This window comes from Microbacterium aquimaris (assembly GCF_039531285.1).
In the GTDB taxonomy this organism is placed as follows: domain Bacteria; phylum Actinomycetota; class Actinomycetes; order Actinomycetales; family Microbacteriaceae; genus Microbacterium; species Microbacterium aquimaris.
In genome coordinates, this window is record NZ_BAAAPT010000001.1 from 444,237 (window position 1) to 469,531 (window position 25,295).

Here is a 25,295-nt window from a genome sequence, read left to right on the forward strand (position 1 = left end):
CCTCGTGACCACCCCTCACGTGAGAGCGTAGATCCGCCAGAGACCGAACTCGGGGACGATGATCTCGACATCGCCCCATCCCGCCTCGCGTGCATACTCGCGAAGGGTGTCGTGGCGCATCACGGTTCCCGTGCCGGCGCTTCCGGGATGACTCAGTCCGTCCGGTAGACAGATGAAGAGACTGAACCCGTAGAGCAGACGCTCCAGGGCGCCGGCATCGGGGGAGAACGTCTCGGCGGCCGCCTCGTCCATGACGACCACCGCACCGCCCGGGGCGACGGCGTCGCGGGCCGCGGCCAGCACATCGACGGGGTGCGGCATGTCATGCAGGCACTCGAAAGCGAAGATCACATCGAACGGGCCATGAGCGGCCAGATCGGCAGCATCGGCCCGCTCGAAGCGAACGCGACCACCCAATCCCGCCGCGGCCGCGTTCTCCCGCGACATCTCGATCGACGCGTCGTCCACGTCGAAGCCGTCGACGGCCGCCTGCGGATAGGCATGGGCGAGTGCGAGGGAGGACCAGCCTGCCCCCGACCCGATGTCGGCGATCCGGGCGCCGGGTCGCGAGAGAAGCGCATGCAGCCCGTCGACGGAACGGATCACCTCGGGCAGAGCGTCGAACCAGGGCCGGTTCATATCGGCCTGCGACTGTCGCGCGTGGTCGCCGAACTCCTCCCAGCTCACCCCGGAGCCCGAGCGGTACGCCTCGACGAGCCGAGGCATCTGGGCACCGGAGGCAGCGAACATGCGAGCCAGCGGCTCGAGATACGACAGGCTGCCACGGTCGGTGAGCACCTCCGCGGCACCCGCGGCAAGTCGCACGCGAGGTCCTGCCGGGTCGTCCACCTCGAGGATGCCCGCCGCGCTCTGCTGCTCGAGCCACTCCTGGGCGTATCGGCGACTCGTCCCGGTCGCCACGGCCAGCTCCTCGGCATCCATCGGACCCGCCTTCGCGAGAGCGTCGTACCATCCCATCTGCGAACCGAGGTGGATCGCCATCAGGTCCACCCACCCCAAGGCCGCCGCCATGACCTTCTCTGCGAACGCATCGACCTCCGATGCTCCGCCGCGCTCATCCTCCACCGCTGTGGACATGGTGTCCTCCTGTCATCGAGACCATTGATGCGTCGAATCTAGAAGCGTCGACACCCACCCCTCATCGGCAGAATCATGCAGTTCCACACCCGTCTGCATGATCCCCGGTCAGCCGTGCTCGTGCCACCAGGCGGCCGCAGCCGTGCGCGAGCTCACGCCGAGTTTCAGGTAGATGTTCGCGAGGTGTCGACCGACGGTCTTCTCGCTGATGAAGAGCTCCCGGGCGATGTCGCGATTCGTCGCTCCCCGCGCGGCGAGAGCGAGGATCTCGGCCTCCCGCACGGTGAGCGGGGCGGGTGGGCCGGGCGTTTCCCGTGCGAGGACGGAGGTGATCGGCCGAGCCCCGATCTCGGCGACGATCGCTTCCGCGTCCGCCCTGGCCTGCGCTCCCGCGATGGCGCCGGTCGCTGCGTGCGCATCGGCGATCCACGTCAGCACGTGCGCCTGTTCCCACCGCAGTTGCAGGCGTCGAAACAGGTGGAGCGCCTCGTGGAGTGACGTCAGGGCCTCCGCCGGGCGTCCCCGGGCGAGGAGAATCATCCCACGCGTGTGCGTCGACCACGCGCGGAACCCCTCCGTGCCGTACTCGCCCGCCGCACGCTCCAGCTCGTCAGCCAGGCCATCCGCAGCGGATAGGTCTCGACGTGCCAGCGCGATCTGAACACCCGCCCGCAGAAGCCGGGTGCGTGCGAGCCGGTCCCGGCCGGCGAGGGATGCGGTCAGCGATGCCCATGCCTGATCGACGCAGCCCTCGCTGAGCTCCAGCAGCGCCTCGCCGGGCGAAGGGTCGATACCCGCCGCGCGGGACAGCGAAAACGCCCGCCTCGCGCCCTCGCCGTCGCCGCGGAGGCGACGCAGCTCACCGAGCGCGTACCATCCCTCGCCCGCCACCCACGGGTCCGTGCGCTCGAGCACCGCACACGTGCGCTCGAGCGCGTCCTCGGCGCCCGCCCAGTCGCCCTCGGCCGACTGGAGCTCGAGCCGGTGCACGCGACAGACCCCGGCGTACACCGCCTCCGCGCCGTAGTCGGCGCTCCACCGTTCCGTCGCGCGCGTCCACTCCGCCATGCGCCCGAAGTCCGCGAGCTCGTGGCACGTGTGGATGGTGGTGCACAGCATGTCACCCGCCCACTCCGGCTCGATCTCCCCCGACGTGACCGACAACATCGCCTCGTCGAGGTGCGCGAACCCGGACTCCGGGTCACCGCGACGCAGGTCGTGCATCCCGGTCACGACCGCGGCGAGAGCCGAGACGCCTGCGACGTCGTGATCGCCGACGAGGCCGATGAGCGCAACCAACCTCTTCACGCTGCGAGTCGACCACGGCTCACCGTCGTCGTACATGCCCAGGCTCGCGTCGAGGTACGCCAGGTAGGCGTGCTCCATGCGCGGCGGCACATCCTCCAGGAGCCGAGCCGCGCGCCGTGACCACGCGGTTCCCACCGTCACCTCACCGCGGGTGATGCGCAGCAGCGCGAGAGTCAGGGCCGTGTTCGCCGCGCCGATGGCATCCGGCGCGGCGCGCTGATTCCGAAACGTCTCGTCGAGGACATCGATGCAGTCCTCGCACTGGCCGAGCCACCACTGACTCGACGCGAGCGCACGCAGATCCACCGCGCTGAGGGCGTCATCGGCGCGGGCTGCGGCGAACCCGTCGCGCGCGCGCCGCCAGTCGCGACGGGCGAACGCCTGATGGGCGTCGGTGAGAACGGCGCTCCGGTCCGTCATGGCCGAATGGTACCGCCGTCGGCCGGTCTGCACTCGAACGGCTGAACCGCATCCACTCCTGGAGTATCAGCCCCCCGTCACGAGTGAGCGCCACGCGGTCCGCCCGCGGTGATGCGGCGGGCGGCGAGCGGCGCTCAGGCCCCCGCGATGCGGGCGGCCTGGCGGGCGGCGCCGAGCGCGACGTACTCACCCGGGGCGGGCACCTCGACGGGAAGACCGAGGACGGCCGGTGCGATCTCCCGCACCGCGGCGGATTGCGCCGCGCCGCCGATGAGCAGGGCACGCTCGAGGGGCACACCCAACTCGCGGAGAGCGTCCAGTCCCGCGCCGAGACCGGAGAGCATCCCCTCGACCGCGGCGCGGGCGAGGTTCTCGCGCGTGGTCGAGGCGAGGGTCATGCCGGTGAGGGACGCGGTGGCATCGGGCAGGTTCGGCGTGCGCTCGCCCTCGAAGTAGGGAAGGAGGGTGAGACCCCCCGCGCCGGGATGCGCGGCGAGCGCGAGGTCGCTGAGTGCCGTGTGGTCGACACCCAGAAGCCGGGCGATCGCGTCGAGGACGCGGGCGGCGTTGAGGGTGACCACGATCGGGAGGAATCCGCCGTCCGCGTCGGCGAAGCCGGCCACCGTCCCGGACGGATCGACGGTGCGTTCCGCGCTCACGGCGAAGACGGTGCCGGAGGTCCCGATCGAGACCACGACGTCACCGGTACCCGCACCGACGCCGAGGGCGGCGCCGGCGTTGTCGCCGGCACCCGGCGCCACGCGGCGCTCGGCGCCGTCGACGACCCACTCCGCCGGGCCGAGCACGCGCGGCAGCACCGCGTCGTGGCCGAGGGCCGCGATGAACAGCTCCCGGTCGTAGCCGTCGAGGCCCGGCGCCCACGCGTCGGGGCTCCAGTAGCCGGTTCCGGACGCGTCGGACCGGTCGGTCACGAGCTCTTCGAGCACGGGCCCGCCGGCCGATTCGCCCACGGGGCCGAACCCGCGCAGACGCCACATGAGCCAGTCGTGCGGAAGCGCGACGGCGGCCACCCGTGCGGCGTTGTCGGGTTCGGCGTCGCGCAGCCAGCGAAGCTTCGTGATCGTGAAGGATGCGACCGGGACGAGCCCGGTCCGCTGCGCGAGCGACTCGACGCCGAACTGGTCGATGAGGGCTTCGGCGGCGCCGGCGGAGCGGGTGTCGTTCCACAGCAGGGCGTCGCGGATCACCCGCCCTTCCGCGTCGAGGGCGACCATCCCGTGCTGCTGGCCGCCGATGCTCCACGCGGCGACGTCGTCGAGTCCACCCGCGGCGGCGATCGCCTCCTGCAGGGCCCGCCACCAGGCTGCGGGATCGACCTCGGTGCCGTCGGGGTGCGCGGCGCGCCCTTCGCGCACCACGGCCCCGGTGTCGGCGTCGACGATCACGACCTTGCACGACTGGGTCGATGAGTCGACCCCCGCGACGAGTGTCATCGCGTCTCCTCTCGGTGAGACCGGGCTCGACGTCGGAGACCGGGCCGCACGCGGCGGGGTCTCGGACGCAGGCCCGGGTCTCGGTACGACGGCGTCAGCCGCGGGCGCCCATCAGGTGCTCGGTGGCCAGCTGCTGCAGGCGGACGAAGCCGAAGCCCTTGCCGCCGAGGTAGGCGGAGGCGTCGAAATCCTCGTAGGCCGAGCGGTCGGCGAGCAGGTCGTCGTAGGACTCCCCGGCGGCCAGCGTGGGCTGCGACAACTCGGTGACCTTCGCCGCTTCGAGCGCCTCCTGCACCTCGGGGTCGGCGCGGAAGGCCGCGGCGCGCTCCTTGAGCAGAAGGTAGGTGCGCATGTTCGCGGCGGCGGAGTCCCACACGCCGGTCTCGTCCTCGGTGCGGCTGGGCTTGTAGTCGAAGTGCCGGGGGCCGTCGTAGGAGGGGCCTCCGTTGACGCCACCGTTTTCGAGCAGGTCGACCAGCGAGAACGCGTTGTGCAGGTCACCGTGGCCGAATACGAGGTCCTGATCGTACTTGATGCCCCGCTGGCCGTTGAGATCGATGTGGTAGAGCTTGCCGTGGTACAGCGCCTGGGCGATGCCGGCGGTGAAGTTCAGTCCCGCCATCTGCTCGTGCCCGACCTCGGGGTTCAGGCCGACCAGCTCCGGACGTGCGAGCGACTCGATGAACGCGAGCGCGTGACCGACGGTGGGCAGCAGGATGTCGCCGCGGGGCTCGTTGGGCTTGGGCTCGATGGCGAAGCGGATGTCGTAGCCCTTGTCGGTGACGTAGTCACCGAGCAGGTCGACGGCCTCGCGGTAGCGCTCGAGCGCGGCCCGCACGTCCTTGGCCGAGTCGTACTCGGCGCCTTCCCGACCGCCCCACATGACGAAGGTCTTGGCACCGAGCTCGGCGGCCAGGTCGATGTTGCGCAGCACCTTGCGGAGCGCGAAACGACGGACCTGTCGGTCGTTGGAGGTGAAGCCGCCGTCCTTGAACACCGGCGCCGAGAAGAGGTTGGTGGTCACCATCGGAATGGTCAACCCCGTCGCCTCGAGCGCACCCTTGAGGCGGTCGATCTGCGTCTGACGCTCGGCGTCGGTCGAGCCGAACGCGAACAGGTCGTCATCGTGGAAGGTCATGCCGTACGCGCCGAGTTCGGCGAGCTTCTCGACGGCGTGCACCACGTCGAGAGGGCGACGGGTGGGCCCGCCGAACGGGTCGGTGCCGTTGTAGCCGATGGTCCAGAGGCCGAAGGTGAACTTGTCGGCAGGGGTGGGGGTGGGCATGTCTTCTCCGCGTCGAGTGAAGGAATTGTTGCGCTTGACAACGTATAACACGGTGACCCGCGGGTCAACGCGGAATCGCCCGCATCGTCCCGCTAGGCTCGGCCCACGCCCCGCGAGCGGCCCTCCCCGCGCGGCCTGAGACGTCACAGAGGAGAAACGCATGCTGAGCGCCATGTCGACCGTGGAGGACATGCGTCGCGGCAACCTCGCCCGGTTCCTCGAGCTGGTGCACCGCGAACGTGCGCTGTCTCGCGCGCAGCTGACGGCCGCCACCGGGCTGAACCGCTCGACCGTCGCGGCGCTGGCCGCCGAGCTGGTCGAGCTCGGCCTGGTGATCGAACGCGCCCCCGACCCCACCAAGCGCGTCGGCCGACCCTCCCCCGTGGTCGCGGCGAATCCGGATGTGGTGGTGCTGGCCGCCAACCCCGAGGTCGACGCGCTCACCCTCGCCGCCGTGGGCCTGGACGGCGAGATCAAGGTGCGCGAACGCCTTGAGACCACCGACCTGCCCTCGCCCGAGACGACCGTCGCCCAGCTCGCCGATGCCCTCGACCGCTGGGCCCGGGGGGAGCTGGCGGGCGCGAAATTCGTCGGCGTGGGCCTCGCGGTACCGGGACTGGTCCGCGCCGCAGACGGCCTCGTCCGCCATGCCCCGCACCTGCGCTGGCGGGACACCCCGCTGCGCGCCATGACCGAACAGGCCACGGGCCTGCCCGCCGCCGTCGACAACGACGCGACCCTCGGCGCGATCGCCGAGCACCGCTTCGGCGCCGGTGCCGGCGTGGACCACCTCGTCTATCTCAACGGCGGCGCATCCGGCATCGGTGGTGGCGTGATCGTGGCCGGGATGCCCCTGGCCGGCGCATCCGGGTATGCCGGCGAATTCGGCCAGAACCGTCCCGGGATCGCCTCGGCCACGCATCGGCGGGCAGACGACGGCGTACTGGAGGACGAGGTGAGCAGGGCGAGACTCCTGGCCGCCGCGCGGCTGACCTCGGCCGACGAGCCGACACTCGCCGCGGCACTGTCGGGATCGACCGCCGTGGATGTGCGCGACGAGATCATGCGTCAGCGCGGCATCCTCGCCACGGCCCTCGGGAATGCGGTCAACGTGCTGAACCCGTCGGTCGTGATCCTCGGCGGCTTTCTCGCGACCCTCGCCGAGAGCGATCCCGCCGCCCTGGTCGAGGCGATGCAGGCCCAATGCATGCCCGCCGCGGCCGAGGACGTCGAGATCCGCACCGCCGCGCTCGCCGAGGACCGGCTGCTCATCGGCGCCGCCGAGGCGGCGTTCGCACCGCTGCTGGCCGACCCTGCGGGCACCCTCGCCTCGGCGTGACCGCGCGGTCGGGACGGGCACAGACCTCCACCCCCGGGTGGGGCATTCGCGCCCGCCCGCACCCGCCCGTGGGGCTCAGCGCCAGGCGGATGCGGGGGTCAGGGGAACCGGGGAGGGGCGCTCGACCGTGGTGGTCAGCTCCCGCCGCGCATGTACCGCGGCGGCCTCGTGCAGCGACTCCATGATCTCGAGCACGTGAAGCGCCATCGCGCCTCCGGCGCGCCCGTGCCCGGCGACGAAGTCGAGCAGTCCGACGCCGCGGGCGGCATCCTCGTACCCGGCGGACGGGGGCAGCTCCTCCCACCCTTCTCCCCCACGGCGGTGCAGCGAGACGTCGCCGGCATGGAGGTTCGGATCGGGCAGGACCACCGCGCCTTCTGTGCCGTACACCTCCAGTGGGCGCGCCGAGGTGGCGACGCCGTCGAAGCTCATCGTGACCGTCGAGATCGCGCCACCCGCGTGCTCGAGGACGCCCGCGATGTGCGTATCGATCTCGACCGCCACGTGCTCACCGGCGCGGGGCCCCGACCCGATCACCCGGGTCGCACGGGCCCGCGACGCCGCGCCCGAGACGGCGACGACCGGACCGAGCACCTGCACGAGGGAGGTGAGGTAGTACGGCCCCATGTCCAGCAGCGGACCGCCGCCGGCCCGGTAGTAGAAGTCGGGCTGCGGATGCCAGTGCTCGTGCCCGGGCGAGACCCACGTGGCCGTCGCGCCGACCGGGTCGCCGATCAGGCCGTCGTCGACCGCACGCCGCCCGGTCTGCACGCCGGTCCCCAGCACGGTGTCGGGGGCGCATCCCACCCGGACCCCGGCACGCTCTGCGGCCGCCATCACACCCTGCGCCTCGGCGAAGGTCGCCGCGAGCGGCTTCTCGCCGAACACGTCCTTGCCGCCTGCGATGGCCGCCAGGGCCACCTCGGCGTGCGCGGCCGGGATTGTGAGGTTCAACACCGTGTCGACGTCGGGGTCGGCGACGAGCTCGGACGTCGTGAGCGCGCGACATCCGGGGAGGTCCGCAGCGGCGGCCTCCGCGCGGTCGAGGTCGAGGTCGGCGACGGCGGTGATGCGCACGCCGTCGACCCCGGCGAGCGTGTCGAGGTAGGCCCGGGAGATGACCCCGAGGCCGACGATCCCTACCGTGTGCGGGCTGCCCACGACATCCCCCTCTCGATGATGGTCCGGACCTCGTCGTCGCGCAGGACCTCGACGCTGTGCCCGGGGGTGGCGACGAATACGCGGCCGCGCCCCCACAGCCTGGTCCACACCGCCGGCGAGGTCAGGGGCCGGTGCCACGGGTGATAGGGCTGCACCGGATGGGTCGTGGTGGCGAGCACGTCGATGAGGTCGTCGTGCAACACCCAGTACTGCTCGGTGTGCAGCGTGAAGTCTTCGATGCCGCGGGTGATCTCATGCTCGCGGCCGAGGTCTGTCATGGTCACCCGATAGGTGAGGTAGTTGTCGGTCTCGTCGCCGCGCAACTCATCGGGGTGCTTGGAGGGATGCGTGGCGAACTGCCCGCCGACCAGCTGCAGGTAGTCGGCGCTGTTGCGGAACGAGTCGGCGATTCCGCCGTGCCACCCCGCGAGGCCGGTGCCCGCCTCGACGGCGGCGCGCAGTCCCTTCACCGCGTCGTCGGAGATCTCCGACATCGTCACGGACTGCACCACCAGGTCGGTCGCCGCCATCCGATCCGCGTCGGCGTACACCTCGGGGCTGTCCTCGACGCGGACGTCGAACCCTTCGGCGCGGAGGTACGGCAGGAACACCTCGGTCGCCTCGACGGGGTGATGCCCCTCCCAGCCGCCGCGGACCACGATCGCCGTGCGGGTCATGACTCGCTCCCCTCTCCGCCGACCCGGCGCACCGGCGTCATCACGGCCTCGTTCGCCGCGCTCTCCGCCACCGCGGCCAACACGCGCTGCACGTCGGCGGCTTCGGCGAACGACGGAGCCGCCGCGTCGAGGTCGCCCCCGATCGCGCGGACGAGGTCGACGATCTGGTGCGTGAACAGGTGTTCGTAGCCGAGTCCGTGGCCTGCGGGCCACCACGCCCCGGCGTACGGGTGCTCGGGCTCGGTGACCTGGATGCGCCGGAAGCCCTGCGCGCCGGACGGGTCGTCGGCACGGTAATACTCGAGTTCGTTCATGCGCTCGAAGTCGAACGCGACCGACCCGAGGGATCCGTTGATCTCGATCCGGTTGGCGTTGCGTCGCCCGGTGGCCATGCGCGTGGCCTCGAAGACGCCCAGTGCCCCACCCGCGAAGGTCGCTGTGAAGGCTGCGGCGTCGTCGACGGTGACCGGCAGCCGGTCCCCCGAGCCACCGACCCCACCCAGCCCGGCCTGACCGGCCAGCGGGGGTCGCGTGGACACGAAGGTGCGCAACACCGCCGAGACGGCCGTGATGTCGTCGCCGAGGAGCCACTGCGCGGTGTCGATGGAGTGGGCGCCGATGTCGCCGAGCGTGCCGGATCCGGCGCGCTCGCGATCGAGACGCCAGGTGTGGGGCGCATCGGGGTCGCTCAGCCAGTCCTGCAGGTACTGCGCGCGCACATGGCGGATCTCGCCGAGCGCGCCTTCGGCGATCAACGCGCGCGCGGCGGCGAGCGCCGGGGTGCGCCGGTAGCTGAAGCCGCACATCGCCACGCTCGATGCCGACGCGGCGGCGGCGACCATGCGGTCGGCCTCCTCGACGGAGTTGGCCAGCGGCTTTTCGCACAGCACGTGCTTGCCCGCGGCGAGCGCCGCGAGGGCGATCTCGGCGTGCGTGTCGCCGGGGGTGCAGATGTCGACGACGTCGATGTCGGGGCGCGTGACCACGTCGCGCCAGTCGGTGGCGTACTCGGGCCAACCGAGATCGCGTGCCGCTGTGGCACCCTCCGGCCGGCGGCCGACCAGCACGATCGGCTCGATCTCGCGTCCGAGGTCGAAGAAGCGGGGCGCGGTGCGCCACGCCTGCGTGTGGATGCGGCCCATGAATCCGTTGCCGATCACGGCGATGCGCAACGGCGCATCCTGCATGGTCATCGTCATCGATGCTCCTCTCGTCGTTCCGCGACGAGCGTGCCACCGCCGCCGGGACGCTTCCCACCCTCTTGCGCAAAACATCGACCTCCACAAGGGTGGATCCCATGCCGCTCGCCACCCTCACCGACGTCGCGACCGCCGCCGGGGTCAGTGTCGCCACCGCCTCCCGCGCCATCTCCGGCCGCGGCGACCTCTCCGCGCAGACCCGCCGTCGCGTGCGCGAGGCCGCGGCGAGACTGGGCTACCGACGCGAGCCCGCACGCGGGGGTCGCCCCACCGCGAGCGGGCACATGATCGACCTCGTGCTCGGGAGGTTCCACAACCCGTGGTCTGACGAGGTCACCGCCGGCGCCCACGGGGCGGCGACCGCGCACGGCTTCGATCTCGTCCTCACCGAGGAGACCGACTTCCCGGGCGACGACTGGCCGGTGCGCGTGAGACGGCGTGGATCGGCCGGGATCGTGCTGGGCCTCATCTCCCCCACGACTGCGCAGCTGGAGTCGGTTCGGGAATCGGGGATCCCCGTGGTCCTGCTGGACCCGCCGTCCGAGGCGACCCACGGGATGCCGAACGTCCGCACCACCGACGGCGCCGGTGCCGCCGCGGCCGCGCGCCACCTTGCGGCACGCGGCGCGACACGGTTCGCCGTGCTCGGCGGCGACCCTCCCTTCCGATACGGCCGGGCACGACGCGACGGGTTCGTCGAGGAACTCGCGCGACACCTGCCGCAGGCCGAGGTGCATGCGACCACGAGCGCGTGGCGGGCGCCGGCGGCACGCGACGCCATCCTGCCGTTGCTGCGACGCCTGCGCGGGGGCGAGCGCCTCGGGGTGTTCGCCGTCTCGGACGAACTCGCCGCCGGCGTCTACGCCGCCGCGGCGAGCGAGGGGCTCATCGTCCCCGACGACGTGCTGGTGGTCGGCTTCGACGATGTGCGGGGCGCACGGTGGCTGAGTCCGCCGCTGACGACGGTGCGTCAGCCGATCCGGGAGATGGCCGCCGCCGCGGTCGGTCTTCTCGCCGATGCCGCCGAGGGCGCACCGGGGGCGGCCGCGTCGGTCACCCTCCCGACCGAGCTGGTCCTCCGGGCATCCACCTGAGCAGACCCCGGGTTCGCCGTGGCCCCCGGCCCAGCCGGCCTCGAACGTTCGCACCACGGGCGTGTGCACGGCCATCGGAACAGGCGCGGGTGGACGCCGCCGGGTCACCGCACGGGGCGGGCAGCACGGACTGTGGCATGGTGGCCAGATGCGCATCGCTCTGACCGGGGTCACCGGAAAGCTCGGCTCGACCGTCGCCCGTGAACTCCGCGCCGCCGGACACGACGTCACGGGTTTCGACGTCGTCGGCGCACGCGCGGAGGGATTCGTCCAGGTCGACCTCACCGACTACGGCCAGGTCGTCGACGCCCTCGGGGGTGTCGACCGGTCGGCGCCCTTCGACGCCGTCGTCCACCTCGCCGCGATCCCCGCGCCGGGACTGCGCACCGACGTGGCGACCTTCCACAACAACATGCCCTCGACGTTCAACGTGTTCTGGGCGGCCGTCCGACTCGGCATCCGTCGGATCGTGTACGCGTCGAGTGAGACGGTCCTGGGGCTCCCCTTCGACGTGCCCCCGCCGTACATCCCGGTCGACGAGGAGTACGCACCGCGACCGGAGTCGGTGTACTCGATCGTGAAGACGCTCGAGGAGCAGCTCGCACGTGAACTGGTCCGCTGGCATCCGGACCTGTCGGTAAGCGCCCTGCGCTTCTCGAACGTGATGGCACCCGAGGACTACGCGGCGTTCGCAGAGTTCCAGGATGACCCGATGCGGCGCAAATGGAACCTGTGGGGCTACATCGACGCCCGAGACGGGGCGCAGGCTGTCGAGAAGGCACTCCGGCACGCCCCGGACGGCTTCGAGGCCTACATCATCGCGGCCGCGGACACCGTCATGGAGCGCCCCAACGGGGAGCTGATCGCCGCGGTGTTCCCCGACGTCGAGGTGCGCGGCGAACCCGGCGCGCACGAGACCCTGCTGTCGATCGACAAGGCCCGCCGCATGCTCGGCTACGCCCCCCAGCACACCTGGCGCCCCCGCCCCTAGCCCCCACCCACGCGCTCCCTGCCCACGCCCACACGGCTCGACGCTGCGCGGGGTTGGAGGACGGGGGGTGGAGTCGTTTGCACTATGGGGTGAGGAGTGCAAAAATGCACTTTGTGGGTGATAGTGCAGTTTCTTTGCGGGAGCAGCGGACGCGTGAGACCGAGCGCGCGCTGCGCCGACGCGCCCGCGAGCTCACCGCGGAACGCGGGTTCAGCGGCTTCACCGTCGAGGAGCTCTGCGCCGACGTGCACGTGTCGCGCCGCACCTTCTTCAACTACTACGCGAGCAAAGAGAACGCCGTGCTCGGGTTCTCGACGCGTAGTGACACCACCGACGCCGAGACGGCGTTCGTCGAATCACGCGGCGATCTGCTCGATGACCTCACGACCCTCCTGATCGCACGGTCGGAGGCGCGCGAGATGGAGCTCACCGAGATCCGGTCCGTGCGTGCCGCCCTCGAAAAGGCCCCCGAACTGCACCAGACCTTCATCGCGCACATCCTCGAGGCGCAACGCGCCGACCGCATCCTCATCGCGCGCCGCCAGGGGTGGCCCGAAGACGACGTCCGCGCCGCGGTCGCGGTGGAGCTGATCGGCGCACTCATCCGCCCCTGCGTGGACGAGTTCTTCGGCCGGGACGCCACCGTCCCGTTCGTCGACCTCTTCCGGCACCGCCTGGCGGTCGCCCGCTCCCTCCTGGACTCCCCCTCCTGACATCCGACAAGGACCCCGAATGACCTCCACCACGACGGAGCAGCCCTTCCTGCTGACCAAACGGCGCATCTGGATCATCTTCAGCGCGCTGATCGCCGGGATGCTGCTGGCCAGTCTCGATCAGACGATCGTCTCCACCGCCATGCCGACCATCGTGGGCCAGCTCGGCGGTGTCGAGCACCAGGTCTGGATCGTGACGTCATACCTGCTGGCCACGACCATCGTCATGCCGATCTACGGGAAGTTCGGCGATGTCCTCGGCCGCCGTCACCTCTTCCTCATCGCCATCGGCCTGTTCACCGCAGCCTCCGTGGGAGCGGCCTTCGCGGGGGACTTCTGGAGCTTCGTCGCCTTCCGCGCCATGCAGGGCCTCGGCGCCGGGGGCCTCATGATCCTGTCGCAGGCGATCATCGCCGACATCGTGCCCGCCTCCGAGCGCGGCAAATACCTCGGCCCCCTCGGCGGGATCTTCGGCCTGTCGGCGGTCGCCGGCCCCCTCCTCGGCGGCTACTTCGTCGACCACCTCACGTGGCGGTGGGCGTTCTACATCAACATCCCCATCGGCATCGCGGCGTTCATCATCGCGCTGGTCGCCCTGAAGCTGCCGTCCAAGAAGGCCACCAAGCCGATCGACATCCTCGGTGTGCTCTCGCTGTCGGTCGCGACCACGTGCCTCATCTTCTTCACCGACTTCGGCGGCGACACCGCCTACGGCTGGGATGCACCGGAGACATGGATGTGGGGCGCAGGCCTCGTGGTCGCGGCGGGGCTGTTCGTGTTCGTCGAGTCGCGGGCCGTCGACCCGATCATCCCGCTGAGCTTCTTCCGAAACCCGGTGTTCGTCACCGCAACCGCGATCGGCCTCATGATCGGGCTGGCGATGTTCGCGGCGATCGGGTTCATCCCGACCTTCCTGCAGATGGCCTCCGGCACCTCGGCCGCCGTCTCGGGTCTGCTGATGCTGCCGATGATGGTCGGCCTCATGGGCACCTCGATCACCTCAGGCCTCCTCATCACGAAGACGGGGCGCTACCGGGCGTACCCGATCGCCGGCACGCTGATCACCGGCGCGGCCATCGTGCTGATGGCCGGGATGACCGCCGAGACGCCGATCTGGATGATCTGCGTGTTCTTGTTCGTCTTCGGCGCAGGTCTGGGCCTGATCATGCAGGTGGTCGTCCTCGTCGTGCAGAACGCGGTACCCGCCTCCGACATCGGGTCGGCCACGAGCACGAACAACTACTTCCGCGAGGTCGGCGCCGCACTGGGCACGGCCGTGTTCGGCACGCTGTTCACGACACGCTTGAGCGAGAACCTCACGAGCGTCTTCCTCGACGCCGGAGCCAGCACCGACCAGGCCGCCGAGGCGACCGCGACGATCGACCCCCAGGTCCTCGACCAGCTCCCGGAACAACTGCGTGACGGGATCGTCACCGCCTACGCCGATGCGCTGGCTCCGGTGTTCTGGTATGTCCTGCCCTTCATCGGCGTGGCATTCCTGTTGAGCCTGTTCCTCAAGCAGATTCCGCTCTCGGATGTCGCCGGGCTCGTCGCCCGAGGCGAGGCTGTGGGCGGAGAGGAGGCCGAACGCCTCGAGGCCGCCCAGCGAGGCTCCCACCCCCATCGGGAGGACGGTCCCTCCGCTCCGACCTGGTCCGGGACGAGCCCCGACGGGTCCGGGGATCAGACGCCGGCGGACTCCCCGACCCGGTAGAGCCGCGCAGCAGTCGCGTGCGAGACGCGGTGCCATTCGTCGTCGGTTACGGCGAGGGCGCTGCGCACCTCGTCGAACCACCCGGTACGCGACAGGCCCTCGCGGGCCGAGACCGGCCAGTCACTGCCCACCATCGATCGATCCGGTCCGAACAAGTCGAAAGCCGCGCGCAACCACGGCCCCGTGTCGCGGCGGGGGTCGGAGTCGTCCTCCGCGGGCAAGCCCGACAGCTTGACCGCGACGTTCGGGCGCGCGCACGCTTCGAGCAGAACTCGCCACGGGCCCATCAGCTCCGGCGTTGTCACCGGCGGCTTGCCGAGGTGGTCGATGACGAACGCGATGTCGGGGTGGCGGGCGATCAGGTCGGCGACCGGGGCCAGCTGTCTCCAGCGCACACAGACGTCGACGACGAGGCCGCGGTCGGCCACCGCGCGCAGCCCCCGCGCCGTCTCGCGGGAAGTGACGAGGTCGTCGGGGCGGTCCTGCCACAGCCGACGCACCCCCGTGACGCCGGGCACCTCAACGAGCGCGTCGAGCTCTTCGTCGATCGTGTCCGCCTCGATCGCGGCGAACGCGACGATGGCGGACGGCCCGGCGCTTTCGAATCCGGCCGCCCATCGGGCCTCGGCGGCCCCCTGGTCGGTACGGCGATCGGCCTCGACGAAGACATAAGGGATCGCGTGACCGCGCTGGAGATCTTCCGGGAGGAACGCGCGCGGCAACGACGGTGCTCCGTCGAGCCACGGGTACCCCAACGCACTCGTGTCCCAGAGATGGGCGTGGGCATCGATGGTCATGCGTTCTCCGTCTCCAGCGTGGCAGAACCCGGACCGCACACGCGGCGGTACTATCGGCAAGCGCTTTCAATCGCAATGATGCCAGAGAGGAGACGTCGTGACCGAGCATCGATCGCCCCGACTCGTCGATGTCGCCCGGCGCGCCGGAGTGTCCACCGCGACCGCGTCGCGCGCGCTCAATCCGACGACCCGCGGCGTGCGCGACGCGAACCGCGTACGTGTGCTCGCTGCGGCCGAGGAACTCGGCTACACCACGAACCTCGCCGCGCAGACGGTCGCCCGGGGACGTACGCGCGGCATCACGTTGCTGTTGAAAGCCATGCCCGACGACTATGCGAACCCCATGGTGGCGGGCGTGGTCAACGAGGCACACCGCGAAGGACTACCGATAAGTCTCGTCGTCGCCGGATCATCCACGACCGACCTGGCGCGGGCGGTCGACACCGCCCGCGGTCAGCGATCCCAGATCGTCATGACCATGGGAGGACGCTTCGTCGATGACCGCAGCACCCCCGCCCTGGTGACGGCATTGCGCCGCTACGAGGCCGACGGCGGGCGCGTCGTGCTGATCACCCAGCCTGGCCTGCCCTTCGACACGGTCGCGTACGCCAACCGAGAGGGAGCACGCGAACTCGCCCGCGAACTGGTCGCGCGCGGATACGAGCACTTCGCCGTCCTCGCCGGCTACGCCAACGGGCTGACCCAGCGCGACCGCACGGAGGGTTTCCTCGAGGGGCTCGCGGAGGCGGGCATCGAGCTGTCGGCCGACCGTGTCGTGACCGGTGAGTTCTCCCGCGACGCCGCATACGCCGCCGCGGGAGACCTCGTGCGGCGCGGCATCCGCCTGGACGCGATCTTCGCGGTGAACGACGCCATGGCTCTGGGCGCGCTTTCGCTCCTGCGCGATGCCGGCCCCCGTGGGCAGGGCGTCGCCGTGGCCGGTTTCGACGACATCAAGGCGCTCCGAGACGTCACCCCGGGCCTGACGACGGTGCACCTGCCCTGGGACGACGTGGCCGCAGAGGCGATCCGACTGGCGCTGACCGAACGCCCCGTGGAGCCCCGCGTGAGCGTCGTGCACGGGCATGTCGTGGTCCGCGAAAGCACCCCCGACCGCCGGATGCTTCCGATGGTCGGGGGTGCAAGCGACTGACTCGCCGCTCAGCGGGCGGGCGACTCGTCGGCTTCGAGCGGCTGCCCCCGGAGCGCCCGGGTCAGCTCGTCGGCGACGTGTTCGCCCATGCGGCGCAATTCGGTGCCCATCGATCCGGCGACGTGCGGGGTGAGCACCACGTTCTCGCATTCCCAAAGCGGAGAGTCGGCCGGGAGGGGCTCGAACGGGTCGGTCACGTCGAGGATCGCCTCGATGCGCCCCGACAAGAGTTCCGACTGCAGCGCGGGCAGGTCGACGACCCCGCCGCGGGAGGTGTTCAGCAACGTCGCACCGTCCCGCATCAGCGCGATCTCGCGGGCCCCGATCATGCCGCGCGTCTCATCGTTCAACGGCGGATGCAAAGACACCACGTCGCTACGCCGCATCACCTCGTCCAGCGGAGCCAGTTCCACACCCAGCGTGAACGCGTCGTCCTCGGTGAGGTACGGATCGGCCAGGAGGATGTGCACCGAGAACGGCCGGAGCAGGTCGATCACCCGTCGCCCGATCCGCGATGCACCCACCAGTCCCACCGTCTGCCCGAACAGTCCCGCGTCCGGGAAGGTCTGCTCGCGGTCCACGCGGCCGCGCACCTGACGGTAGATTCGCTGCGACGCGAAGACCTGACGACAGGCCAGCATGATCATCGCCAGGGAATACTCGGCGACCGGGATCGCATTGATCGATCCGGCGTTGGAGCGTTGCAGGCGCGAGCGGATCTCCGGGGCGATCAAGGCGTCCGTCCCGCCACCGGCGTGGATCACCGTCGACAGTCGGGGTAACCGGTCGAGCACTTCCGCCGTGATCGCCGGCGCCCCCCAGCCGGTCACCAGGACGTCCACGTCGGCCAGACGCGCGAACGTCTCGTCGTCGAAGGCGGTCACCACCGGGAGTTCTGCCACCCCGGGTGCCGCGCGGAGCAGCTCCAGATCCTGACCGAAAAGCCTGCGGGCCAGGTCGTCCGAACTCATCGCGACCGCGTACCGGCCGAGCCCGAGCTCGTCGGGGTTCGCCACATCGGCCCCGGGCCGGTCGGACCGGGGCGCATCCACGCGGGTCATCCCTTCAGCCCCGAGCTCGCGAGGCCCTGGACGAAGTACTTCTGCGCCGCGATGAACAGGATGATCATCGGCACCGTCGCGAGCGTCGCGCCCGCCATGAGGTAGTTCCACTGCACGTTCAGTTCGTCCTGCGCGAAGATCGCCAGCCCCAGCTGGAGCGGGCGCAGGTCCGGAGAACTGGTGACGATCAGCGGCCAGAGGAAGCTGTTCCATGCCGCCTCGAGCTGGAAGACGGTGATCGTCACCAGTGCGGGCTTGACCAGCGGCAACATGATGCGCGCGAAGATGCCGTACTCGGTGACGCCGTCGATGCGCGCGGCCTCTCCCAGCTCATCGGGCAGCGAGGTGAAGAACTGGCGCGACAGGAAGATGAACAGCGGCCCCATGGACAGCGGGATGATCAAACCCCACCAGCTGTCGAGCCAGCCGCTGCCGCCTTGGCCGAAGATGTCGTTCCCACCGAACAGCGGAATGCTCTTGACCACGAGGAACAGTGGCACGATGACCACCTGGAACGGCACCATCAGCATCGCGATGACGTACCACATGATGTACGTCTTGCCCGGGATGGGCATCTTCGCCAGCGAGTAGCCCGCCGCCGTGGCAAAGATGAGTGTCAACAGCGTCATCGAGATCGCGAGGATGAAACTGTTCCGGAAGTAGTCGAGGAACGGCGCCGCCGTCATGGCGGTGACGTAGTTGTCCCAGTGCAGTTCCGAGGGGAACCAGGTGAACGAGTTGACCTCTGCCGGGGACTTCAGCGAGGTCAGCACCATCCAGATGAACGGCACGACCATGGCGAAGGCGGCGACCGACAGGACGATGTAGAAGATGGTCCAGCGGATCTTCGAACCCAGCGACTTCTTCTTGGTGCTGGGGTAGCGGATCAGTTCGGTGGTCATTCTGACTTGCTCCTCTGCAGCCACAGCCCGGCGGCGATGAAGACCGCGATGAGGGCGAACATGAAGACGGACTCCGCCGAGGCGTAGCCGAGTTGCAGGCGCGAGAACGCGTTCTGGTAGATGTCGTAGACGAGCACGCGCGTGGCGTTGGCGGGCCCACCCTGCGTGGTGACGTAGACGAGGTCGAACACCTGGAACGACGCGATGATCGAGGTGACGAAGACGAAGAAGTGCGCCGGGCCGAGGCTGGGCCACGTGACGTTCCAGAACACCTGCCAACGGTTCGCCCCATCGAGGCGAGCGGCCTCGACCAGGGCGGGGTCCACACCCTGCAGCGCGGCGAGGTAGATGACCATCTTCGCGCCCAGTCCCTGCCAGATCCCGACCATCGCAAGGCTCATCAGAGCCGTGTCGGGTGAGTTGAGCCACTGCGACGGCGGCAACCCGAACAGGGCGAGGATCTGGTTTGCCAGGCCGAAGGAGGGATTGAGGATCCACAGCCAGACCGTTGCGACCGAGACCGTCGCGGTGACGACGGGCACGTAGAACATCACCCGGTAGGTGCCGCGAGCCCGGATCGGCATGTTCAGGGCGAGGGCGACGATCAGCGCGAGCGCCATGGCGACCGGCACGACCATGATCGTGTAGACGATCGTGTTCACGACAGAGATCTGGAAGTCCGGATCCCCGGCCATCTCGATGTAGTTGTCGATGCCGATGAACTCCGGCGGCGCGAAGAACCCGTAGTCGGTGAAGCTGAGGATGAACGCCAGGACCAGCGGCAGACCCAAGAAGATCGAGATGTTCACCATCGCCGGGGCCATCAACACATACCCTGCGCGACGCTGCGAGCGCACCATCCCCGAGTGCTTGCGGCGGCGCCTCGGCGCGGCCGGCGGCGGCGCCTCGGAAGGTGACGGCGTCACCTTCTCATCCATGCTCGTGGTCATCGCGAGCCTCCTTCATGGTCTGTTCCGAGAGTGCGCGGGGTCGGGTGAACGGACGACACCCGACCCCGCACGATCAATGACGGCCTGGGGTCACTCGGACTCGGCCGCGAGGTATTCGAGCACCTCGACGGAGCTCGCTTCCTCGAGCAGCGCCTTCTGCAACTCGGTGTTGAAGGTGTCGCGCAGGTCGAGCCAGTTGGCGGCACCACCCTCGAACACGACCTTGTCGAGGTTCGCGTAGGTCCACTCACTGGCCGGGTTGCTCGTGACGACCTCTGCGTCCTCCGATCCCGCAATGGCCGGCACGGCGAAGTTCATCGACGCCATCGCGGCTTCGGCATCCGGAGTGGCCATCGCCTCGATGAAGGCCCATGCGGCCTCGGGGAGCTCCGTGCCCGCGCCGATGGAAGCGACCTGACCACCGGTGAACATCACTTCGCGCTCATCCTGGAGGTTGAAGAACACCAGGTCGTCGCACAGTTCCTGACCGAGCTCCTCGCAGTCGATGTAGCCACCGACCATGCCCATCGCCGCTTCTCCCGTGTACATGAGCGGGGCGCCGGATGCGGAGGCGAGGCCGAAGTCGGTGATCTTCGAGTCGTTCACCGCCGAGACCATCCAGTCCAGCGCCTCGACGCCTTCGGGGCCGTCGAAGCCGGGTGCGCCGTCTTCGTAGAGATCCGGGCCGGTCGCGCCGAGCAATGCGACGTATGCATGCCGGGGGTCAGCACCCCAGAAGTCGAAGCCGGCGCGCTCGAGGTTGCCGTCCGCGTCACGGATGGTGAGCTGTTCGGCAACCTCCATGAGCTCGTCCAGCGTCGTCGGCGGTGAGTTCGGGTCGAGACCGGCCTCCTCGAACGCGGACTTGCTCAGCGCCACGGGCTTGGCGCCGAGGATCAACGGCCAGGCGTACACGTCACCGTCGTAGGTGACGGCCGGAACCATCGCCTCGGAGGTCTCGGCGGCCACCGTGTCGGCCGTGACCCCGAACTCGTTCAGGTCGAGGAAGGCTCCCTGCGAAGCGAAGGGCGGGACCCAGCCGATTCCGGTGACGAGGACGTCGTAGGGCTGGCCGCTGGCGAGTGAGGTCGAGATCTTCTCGTTCAGTGTGCCGAACGTGGCGAAGTCGGGTTCGATCTCGACACCGGGGTATTCCTCGTTGAAGGCGGCGACGACCTCGTCGAATGCCGCCTGACCCTCCGTACTGGCGGGGTAGCTCGGCGTGAGAACGCGAAGCGTGCCCGTGACCTCGTTCGGGTCGTCGGACGATCCTCCGGACTCACCGCTGTCACCCGAGCATGCGGTGACGGTGAGCGCGGCGACGCCGAGAGCTGCGATGGCGGAAAACAGCCGTGTGCGCTTTTCCACGGAAACCTCCTAGTGACTGCATTGTCTGTCGCGATCTTCTTGAAAGCGATTGCCTTGAGAATATGGAAAGCGCATACCGTCCGTCAACCCCGTGATCGATTCGTGATGCGAGACTGTGTGCATGCCCCTGGACGCGAGCTCTTCCCGCCCCCCTCACCGGTGGACCCTGCTCGGGGTGATGACGGTCATCGGCGACCTGCTCGTGATCTCCCTGACGCTGCTGGTGCTGTGGGTCGGACTGATCACCGCGGGCCCCGGCTCGACCGCCGCCATGCAGGCGCGGCGACATGTGTCGCAGGATGGGCCGTCCCACCCGTTGACGAACATGCTCACCGGAGTTCGACGAGAGTTCCGAGCACGCTGGAGTTACGGACCGATTCTTCTCTTGATCGGGATCTTCTCTTGGATATCGACGGCGTTCTGGCTCACCGCACCCGCACCGTTCAGCGTCATCATGATCGCGGTCGTCCTGTGCATCGCATCGGCAGCCGCCCTGGTCGCCCTCGCCCTGCCGACAGCCGCCGCACGCACCCCCGGCTTCCGCGGGGCGATCGTCGATGCGGTACGCCTCGTGGCCTCTCGGCCGTTTGTGAGCATCGTGGCCCTGGCGGCGGCCGTCGCCGCCGGGATCCTCTGCGTGTGGGTTCCCACGGTCGGACTGGTCGCAGCGGGCATGGCATTCGTCGAGATCGCCTGGCGAGCCTGGGGCAGAAGCGCCCTGGGCCCCGCCTGAGCGGAAATCGCTATCCACCGTCGAGGGCGTCGAGATCGACGACCGAGTCCGCTCCCCCCTCTGCCCAGACGACCGTGATCTGCGACCCGTCCACACGGATGCGTGCCGCGTCGCGCAAGCAGAGGGCGGGCTCCGCTTCTGACAGAGACGCCAACGCCACGTACAGTCCATGGTCGGTGGTGGATCGAAGCGTGGGCACCGACGCCCACGGCCCGAAGGCCGTACCCCAGGTCGCCACGCCCGTCTCCGCATCCGGCCACCCGACGACACCCAGCAAGCGCGATCGCAACCCGTCGGGTCCGGCCACCTCGATCTCGCCCGGTTCGGCACGGACGACGAGTTCCTCCGGCCGCTCTGCGGCGAGCGCCCATCCCGACAAGCGCAGGGCGCAGCCAGGCGGAGCGGATCGAAGTCGATGGACGCGCACCTCGACCGCCCCGCGCACGATGGTCACCGCTTCGATGCGCGCCGCCGGAGGAACCGGGCCGTGCGAAGCCTCGTCGCTTCCCGGCAGGGGGGAGAACCGCGGGAAGCGAATCGCCGACCAGGAGGCCATCCAGTCGGTTCCGCTGCCGAGCCGATGGATGCGGCGCCGCGCACTTCGCAGGCCGCGGTAGGTGATCTCGATGTGGTTGTCACTCGGATTGTGCAGCGCCGTGGGCCCCGTGCGGGTGGAGTAGGCGTACCGCGCGTAGAGGGGGTCGGGTGCACCGGCGTCGGCCTCGAAGGGTCGCACGTTGTCGCTGCCGTGGTTGTGCACCCGGACGATGCCGTCCGACGCCGTCGTCTGCACGAGCAACCCGCTCGGACCGATCGGCTCGATCCGATCATCGCGGTCGCCGGGGAGCGGCTCTTCCACTGCGGTCCACAGTGGGGAATCCGCCGCTGCGAGGAGTCCGAGAAAGCCCTTCGACGCCCAGTACGGCGAGCCCGGGCCCGAATAGCGCTGCACGGTGGGTTCGTGCGGGCCGTACCAGCCGGGGACGAGGATGCCGTCCCGGCGCACGTCGCGCTCGAGGAAGTGGCGGAGGTTCGCCGACAACAGACGTCTGGACTGTCCGGGGGCCAAGGGCGTGTGGCCGGTCAGCGCCCCCACTGCCAGCGCCGCTCCGGTCGCGGTGCGGTACGTCATCGACCGGCCCATGTAGAGCGGGGCCCCGGTGCGGTCGAACATGTGGGAGAAGGATGCGAGGAACTGTTCCAGCCGCTCGCCGAGGCGCCCGAGCAGAAGGGCGTCGCCGCGCAGGTGCGCGTGCATCATCGGGTAGAGATGGAGCGCCCAGCCGACGTAGTGGTCGAATGCCTCACCGTCGCCGTCGCTGTACCAGCCCCGCCCGCGGTACCACGTGTCGATCAGTGCCAGGCCGCGATCGATGACCGCTCGCGTACGGTCGTCGCCGCGCCCCACCGCTTCCAGGAAGCTCCCCACGGTCAGGGGGAAGAGATACCAGTTGTTCGGCGAGGGCTCTTTGTCGAGGATGCCCGCCAGCCACACCGCCACCGAGTCCTGTGTCGCAGGGTCCAGGCGATCCCACGTGACGGTGCGCGAGAAGTGGAGACTGAGCGCAATCCCCGCGGCTTCGACCTGCGGTTGACCGCCTGGTCCGTCGACATGGCCGATGGGCCCCCAGTACTCCGCGCTCCCCCAGGCGTCGGTGCCCGCCATGAGGCCTTCCAGGAAACCGTCCAGGAGCACTCGGGTACCCGCGGAGTCGTCGGCTACCCCGAGCAGCCCGGCGAGCTGGAACGTACGGGCGAACCCCTCCAGCCCGTCCACCGCCGTGCCTTGGCGCGAGGGCCGGCCGGGCAGGTCGAGCCTCGCACCCCCCGAGGATCGGTAACGCACCGCCGACGTGACCAGATCACGGGCTGCGGCGATCCAGTGGTCGCGGGTGAGCCCCGTGTACGGACTGCGTGCGCGATCCTCCGGCGGAGTCGGTGCGGAGACCAGTCGCAGCCCCCGCGCACCCAGCAGGGGCATCGAACCCACGAGCGTACTCATGCCATGACCTCCCGAAGACAGGTCGCGAAGTGCGGAATGACCTCGCGCCCGTCCTCGAGCTCTGGATGCCAGAACTTCTCCCACTCGAAACTGAGGTACCCGGCGTACCCGACCTCGTCGAGAGCACGCACGACCGTGCCGATCGGCATCATCCCCTCGCCGGTACGCACATAGTCGTGCGCGGGCCCCGCGGATGCGGCATCTCGCAGGTGCACGTGCGCCAGTCTCGTCCGAACGAGCTCGAGCGACTCCCCCACCGTCTCGCCCGCACGGAAGGTGTGCATGACATCCCACACCACGCCCACTCGTTCGGGGACGCCCTCCAGGATGCTCATCAGTTCGCGGGAGCGGGACATCGCACCGTGGGTCTCGACGGCCACGCGCACGCCGAATCCCTCGGCCGCCTCCCCGAGCGCGCAGAGGCCGTCGGCAAGGCCGTCGGTGTCCGTCGACGGAGGTCCCGCGAACACGCGCACGAGGGGAGTGTCGAGCAGCGCGGCGAGTTCGAGGTTGCGCAGCGCCTCGTCACGATCCCTCGACTCGAGCGCCCCATCGATCGAGACGCTGGAGTCCAGGCATGCGATCCGAAGGCCTGCCGCAGCGAAGCGTGCGGCCGTTGCGGGCGCGCGGGAGGGCGCGAAATCCGGCAGTGCGAAGAGATCGATCGTGCCGTCGACGGCGCGCAACTCGACGCCGTCGTAGGCGCCACGACGCGCGAGGTCGATGATCTCGGGGACGGCGAGATCGGGGCAGCCCAGCGTGCTGAAGGCGAGTTTCACGGAAACCTCTCTGTCAGGCGATCGTGTCGTATGTCTCTGCGCAGACGGCGGCCAACGGGGGTTCGCCGCGATGGAATCGCTCGATCTCCGCCACGACCATCTCCCCCATCTCGGCGTACGTCCGATCCGTCGCCGCGCCCCGGTGAGGCGTGAGCAGCACGTTCGGAAGTTCCCAGAGCGGGTCGGTCTGGGAGAGCGGCTCCTCGTCGAACACATCGAGCGCGGCCGACAACCGTCCCGCGCGCAACTCCGCGACGAGCGCCGGCGTGTCGACCAGCGCCGAACGCGCGGTGTTGACGAGCACACCGTCGTCGGGGATCATCGCCAACCTGCGAGCGTCGATCATCCCGCGTGTGGTCTCGGTGACCGGGGCGTGCACCGTCACCACGGTGCATGAGCGCAGGAGGTCGTCCAAGCCGACGCGCTCCACTTCGAGGCCTCGCGCGTCGGAGTCCGTCAGGAACGGGTCGTAGACCACGACGTCTGCGCCGAGGTCTCGTACGGCGGCGATGTATGCGCGCCCGACACGACTGGCCCCGATCACGCCGACACGGGTGCCCCTCAGACTCCGCCCCGCCGGAACGGCGATCGCTGCGGACCACTCTCGGTCACGCATCCGTGCGTCGATCGTGGGGAGCCGCCGGAGCAACGAGATGGTCTGCACGAGGCACAGTTCGGCGACCGCGGGCGCCATCGCGGCGGCCGTCTGCGTCACGGTCACCCCGTCGAAGAGAAGACTTCGCGGCACCAAGAATCGGATCGTACCTCCGGTGTGCGCGACCAGGCGCAGCCGGTCGCCAGGCTCGCGTCGGTCGGGCAGACGGCGAGACGCCCATCCGGTCACGACCACGTCGGCGTCACGTCGGGGATCCCGGCCGGCCTGATCGGGCTCGACCGTGCGGACCGCGCCGAGGGCGTCGAGCCGGGCAAGCCGTTCCTCGTCGAAGAAGAGTCCGCGGTGGTGGTGCGGCAGATCGAGCGCGATCGCGAGTACATCGTCGTCCATGAGCCTGGCCTCCGCCTCCTCGCCGCCCTTCGCCATCGAGGCGGCACCCTGATGGTAATCGCTTTCCAGATGTCTCGCGACCTGGCACAGT

Annotated in this window: 22 protein-coding genes; 7 read left to right on the forward strand and 15 right to left on the reverse strand. The window is 69.9% G+C overall.

The features are described 5' to 3' along the window. Positions 1-15 precede the first annotated feature (15 nt). The 4 genes from ABD204_RS02170 to xylA all read right to left on the reverse strand — a co-directional run bounded on the left by ABD204_RS02170 (position 16) and on the right by xylA (position 5,565). The gene (locus ABD204_RS02170) at positions 16-1,098 is read right to left on the reverse strand and encodes a class I SAM-dependent methyltransferase (protein WP_194423069.1); all 1,083 of its coding nucleotides are present in this window, start codon (positions 1,096-1,098) and stop codon (positions 16-18) included. 108 nt (positions 1,099-1,206) lie between these two features. After that, positions 1,207-2,826: a response regulator transcription factor gene (locus ABD204_RS02175; protein ID WP_277816621.1), complete on the reverse strand. Its 1,620-nt coding sequence runs from the start codon at positions 2,824-2,826 to the stop codon at positions 1,207-1,209. 134 nt (positions 2,827-2,960) lie between these two features. After that, positions 2,961-4,280, reverse strand: coding sequence for a xylulokinase (locus ABD204_RS02180; RefSeq protein ID WP_194423070.1), 1,320 nt, complete (start codon positions 4,278-4,280; stop codon positions 2,961-2,963). Positions 4,281-4,374: 94 nt separating this feature from the next. After that, on the reverse strand, positions 4,375-5,565 hold the full coding sequence (xylA, locus tag ABD204_RS02185) for a xylose isomerase (protein ID WP_194423071.1): 1,191 nt from the start codon (positions 5,563-5,565) through the stop codon (positions 4,375-4,377). A gap of 160 nt (positions 5,566-5,725) precedes the next feature. Here xylA and ABD204_RS02190 point away from each other — a divergent pair, with 160 nt between their 5' ends. Further along, positions 5,726-6,904, forward strand: coding sequence for an ROK family transcriptional regulator (locus ABD204_RS02190; protein WP_194423072.1), 1,179 nt, complete (start codon positions 5,726-5,728; stop codon positions 6,902-6,904). Between the two features lie 75 nt (positions 6,905-6,979). Here ABD204_RS02190 and ABD204_RS02195 read toward each other — a convergent pair whose 3' ends face one another. Genes ABD204_RS02195 through ABD204_RS02205 form a run of 3 tightly spaced genes read right to left on the reverse strand, consistent with a single transcriptional unit; the run spans position 6,980 to position 9,941 of the window. Next, the gene (locus tag ABD204_RS02195) at positions 6,980-8,065 is read right to left on the reverse strand and encodes a Gfo/Idh/MocA family protein (RefSeq protein WP_194423073.1); all 1,086 of its coding nucleotides are present in this window, start codon (positions 8,063-8,065) and stop codon (positions 6,980-6,982) included. Next, positions 8,044-8,742, reverse strand: a complete 699-nt coding sequence (locus ABD204_RS02200; RefSeq protein WP_194423074.1) for a ThuA domain-containing protein — start codon at positions 8,740-8,742, stop codon at positions 8,044-8,046. The genes ABD204_RS02195 and ABD204_RS02200 overlap by 22 nt, the downstream gene beginning before the upstream one ends. Beyond that, the gene (locus ABD204_RS02205; protein ID WP_409263969.1) at positions 8,739-9,941 is read right to left on the reverse strand and encodes a Gfo/Idh/MocA family protein; all 1,203 of its coding nucleotides are present in this window, start codon (positions 9,939-9,941) and stop codon (positions 8,739-8,741) included. The genes ABD204_RS02200 and ABD204_RS02205 overlap by 4 nt, the downstream gene beginning before the upstream one ends. A 98-nt stretch (positions 9,942-10,039) precedes the next feature. On the opposite strand from ABD204_RS02205, the gene ABD204_RS02210 reads away from it, so the two are divergent. From ABD204_RS02210 to ABD204_RS02225, 4 genes are all read left to right on the forward strand, one after another. Then, on the forward strand, positions 10,040-11,035 hold the full coding sequence (locus ABD204_RS02210; protein ID WP_194423075.1) for a LacI family DNA-binding transcriptional regulator: 996 nt from the start codon (positions 10,040-10,042) through the stop codon (positions 11,033-11,035). Positions 11,036-11,183: 148 nt separating this feature from the next. Continuing rightward, on the forward strand, positions 11,184-12,026 hold the full coding sequence (locus tag ABD204_RS02215) for an NAD-dependent epimerase/dehydratase family protein (protein ID WP_194423076.1): 843 nt from the start codon (positions 11,184-11,186) through the stop codon (positions 12,024-12,026). A 113-nt stretch (positions 12,027-12,139) separates the two neighbouring features. Beyond that, positions 12,140-12,739 (forward strand): TetR/AcrR family transcriptional regulator, encoded by a 600-nt coding sequence (locus ABD204_RS02220; protein WP_194423077.1) that lies wholly within the window; start codon positions 12,140-12,142, stop codon positions 12,737-12,739. Positions 12,740-12,758: 19 nt separating this feature from the next. Further along, on the forward strand, positions 12,759-14,453 hold the full coding sequence (locus ABD204_RS02225) for an MDR family MFS transporter (RefSeq protein ID WP_194423078.1): 1,695 nt from the start codon (positions 12,759-12,761) through the stop codon (positions 14,451-14,453). Here the strand turns inward: ABD204_RS02225 and ABD204_RS02230 are convergent. Further along, positions 14,423-15,250 carry an amidohydrolase family protein gene (locus ABD204_RS02230; protein WP_194423079.1) on the reverse strand — a complete coding sequence of 276 codons (828 nt, stop codon included), beginning with the start codon at positions 15,248-15,250 and terminating at the stop codon, positions 14,423-14,425. The genes ABD204_RS02225 and ABD204_RS02230 overlap by 31 nt on opposite strands. A gap of 97 nt (positions 15,251-15,347) precedes the next feature. Here ABD204_RS02230 and ABD204_RS02235 point away from each other — a divergent pair, with 97 nt between their 5' ends. Then, a complete protein-coding gene (locus ABD204_RS02235) occupies positions 15,348-16,403 on the forward strand; it encodes a LacI family DNA-binding transcriptional regulator (protein ID WP_194423080.1) in 1,056 nt (351 codons plus the stop codon). 8 nt (positions 16,404-16,411) lie between these two features. Here the strand turns inward: ABD204_RS02235 and ABD204_RS02240 are convergent, their stop codons facing one another. The 4 genes from ABD204_RS02240 to ABD204_RS02255 form a co-directional block, all read right to left on the reverse strand. Further along, positions 16,412-17,464, reverse strand: a complete 1,053-nt coding sequence (locus tag ABD204_RS02240; protein ID WP_194423081.1) for a hydroxyacid dehydrogenase — start codon at positions 17,462-17,464, stop codon at positions 16,412-16,414. Then, entirely contained in the window at positions 17,461-18,366 is a 906-nt protein-coding gene (locus tag ABD204_RS02245; RefSeq protein WP_194423082.1) for a carbohydrate ABC transporter permease, read from the reverse strand. The genes ABD204_RS02240 and ABD204_RS02245 overlap by 4 nt, the downstream gene beginning before the upstream one ends. After that, entirely contained in the window at positions 18,363-19,316 is a 954-nt protein-coding gene (locus ABD204_RS02250) for a carbohydrate ABC transporter permease (RefSeq protein WP_194423083.1), read from the reverse strand. The genes ABD204_RS02245 and ABD204_RS02250 overlap by 4 nt, the downstream gene beginning before the upstream one ends. 90 nt (positions 19,317-19,406) lie before the next feature. Continuing rightward, positions 19,407-20,684: an extracellular solute-binding protein gene (locus tag ABD204_RS02255; RefSeq protein WP_194423084.1), complete on the reverse strand. Its 1,278-nt coding sequence runs from the start codon at positions 20,682-20,684 to the stop codon at positions 19,407-19,409. 121 nt (positions 20,685-20,805) lie between these two features. Between ABD204_RS02255 and ABD204_RS02260 the strand changes: the two genes are divergently transcribed. After that, on the forward strand, positions 20,806-21,417 hold the full coding sequence (locus ABD204_RS02260) for a hypothetical protein (RefSeq protein ID WP_194423085.1): 612 nt from the start codon (positions 20,806-20,808) through the stop codon (positions 21,415-21,417). Between the two features lie 10 nt (positions 21,418-21,427). Here ABD204_RS02260 and ABD204_RS02265 read toward each other — a convergent pair whose 3' ends face one another. The 3 genes from ABD204_RS02265 to ABD204_RS02275 are packed head-to-tail and all read right to left on the reverse strand — an operon-like array spanning position 21,428 to position 25,204. Continuing rightward, the gene (locus ABD204_RS02265) at positions 21,428-23,419 is read right to left on the reverse strand and encodes a DUF2264 domain-containing protein (RefSeq protein WP_206697121.1); all 1,992 of its coding nucleotides are present in this window, start codon (positions 23,417-23,419) and stop codon (positions 21,428-21,430) included. Continuing rightward, positions 23,416-24,198: a sugar phosphate isomerase/epimerase family protein gene (locus ABD204_RS02270; RefSeq protein ID WP_194423086.1), complete on the reverse strand. Its 783-nt coding sequence runs from the start codon at positions 24,196-24,198 to the stop codon at positions 23,416-23,418. The genes ABD204_RS02265 and ABD204_RS02270 overlap by 4 nt, the downstream gene beginning before the upstream one ends. Before the next feature lie 13 nt (positions 24,199-24,211). Then, on the reverse strand, positions 24,212-25,204 hold the full coding sequence (locus tag ABD204_RS02275) for a hydroxyacid dehydrogenase (protein WP_322597478.1): 993 nt from the start codon (positions 25,202-25,204) through the stop codon (positions 24,212-24,214). Positions 25,205-25,295: the final 91 nt, after the last annotated feature.

Excerpts from the sequence above, each read along its gene's own strand:
- ABD204_RS02170 (WP_194423069.1), bottom strand. The coding sequence starts at position 1,098 with ATGTCCACAGCGGTGGAGGATGAGCGCGGCGGAGCATCGGAGGTCGAT.
- ABD204_RS02175 (WP_277816621.1), bottom strand. The coding sequence starts at position 2,826 with ATGACGGACCGGAGCGCCGTTCTCACCGACGCCCATCAGGCGTTCGCC.
- ABD204_RS02180 (WP_194423070.1), bottom strand. The coding sequence starts at position 4,280 with ATGACACTCGTCGCGGGGGTCGACTCATCGACCCAGTCGTGCAAGGTC.
- xylA (WP_194423071.1), bottom strand. The coding sequence starts at position 5,565 with ATGCCCACCCCCACCCCTGCCGACAAGTTCACCTTCGGCCTCTGGACC.
- ABD204_RS02190 (WP_194423072.1), top strand. The coding sequence starts at position 5,726 with ATGCTGAGCGCCATGTCGACCGTGGAGGACATGCGTCGCGGCAACCTC.
- ABD204_RS02200 (WP_194423074.1), bottom strand. The coding sequence starts at position 8,742 with ATGACCCGCACGGCGATCGTGGTCCGCGGCGGCTGGGAGGGGCATCAC.
- ABD204_RS02205 (WP_409263969.1), bottom strand. The coding sequence starts at position 9,941 with ATGACGATGACCATGCAGGATGCGCCGTTGCGCATCGCCGTGATCGGC.
- ABD204_RS02210 (WP_194423075.1), top strand. The coding sequence starts at position 10,040 with ATGCCGCTCGCCACCCTCACCGACGTCGCGACCGCCGCCGGGGTCAGT.
- ABD204_RS02215 (WP_194423076.1), top strand. The coding sequence starts at position 11,184 with ATGCGCATCGCTCTGACCGGGGTCACCGGAAAGCTCGGCTCGACCGTC.
- ABD204_RS02225 (WP_194423078.1), top strand. The coding sequence starts at position 12,759 with ATGACCTCCACCACGACGGAGCAGCCCTTCCTGCTGACCAAACGGCGC.
- ABD204_RS02230 (WP_194423079.1), bottom strand. The coding sequence starts at position 15,250 with ATGACCATCGATGCCCACGCCCATCTCTGGGACACGAGTGCGTTGGGG.
- ABD204_RS02240 (WP_194423081.1), bottom strand. The coding sequence starts at position 17,464 with ATGACCCGCGTGGATGCGCCCCGGTCCGACCGGCCCGGGGCCGATGTG.
- ABD204_RS02245 (WP_194423082.1), bottom strand. The coding sequence starts at position 18,366 with ATGACCACCGAACTGATCCGCTACCCCAGCACCAAGAAGAAGTCGCTG.
- ABD204_RS02250 (WP_194423083.1), bottom strand. The coding sequence starts at position 19,316 with ATGACCACGAGCATGGATGAGAAGGTGACGCCGTCACCTTCCGAGGCG.
- ABD204_RS02260 (WP_194423085.1), top strand. The coding sequence starts at position 20,806 with ATGCCCCTGGACGCGAGCTCTTCCCGCCCCCCTCACCGGTGGACCCTG.
- ABD204_RS02265 (WP_206697121.1), bottom strand. The coding sequence starts at position 23,419 with ATGAGTACGCTCGTGGGTTCGATGCCCCTGCTGGGTGCGCGGGGGCTG.
- ABD204_RS02275 (WP_322597478.1), bottom strand. The coding sequence starts at position 25,204 with ATGGACGACGATGTACTCGCGATCGCGCTCGATCTGCCGCACCACCAC.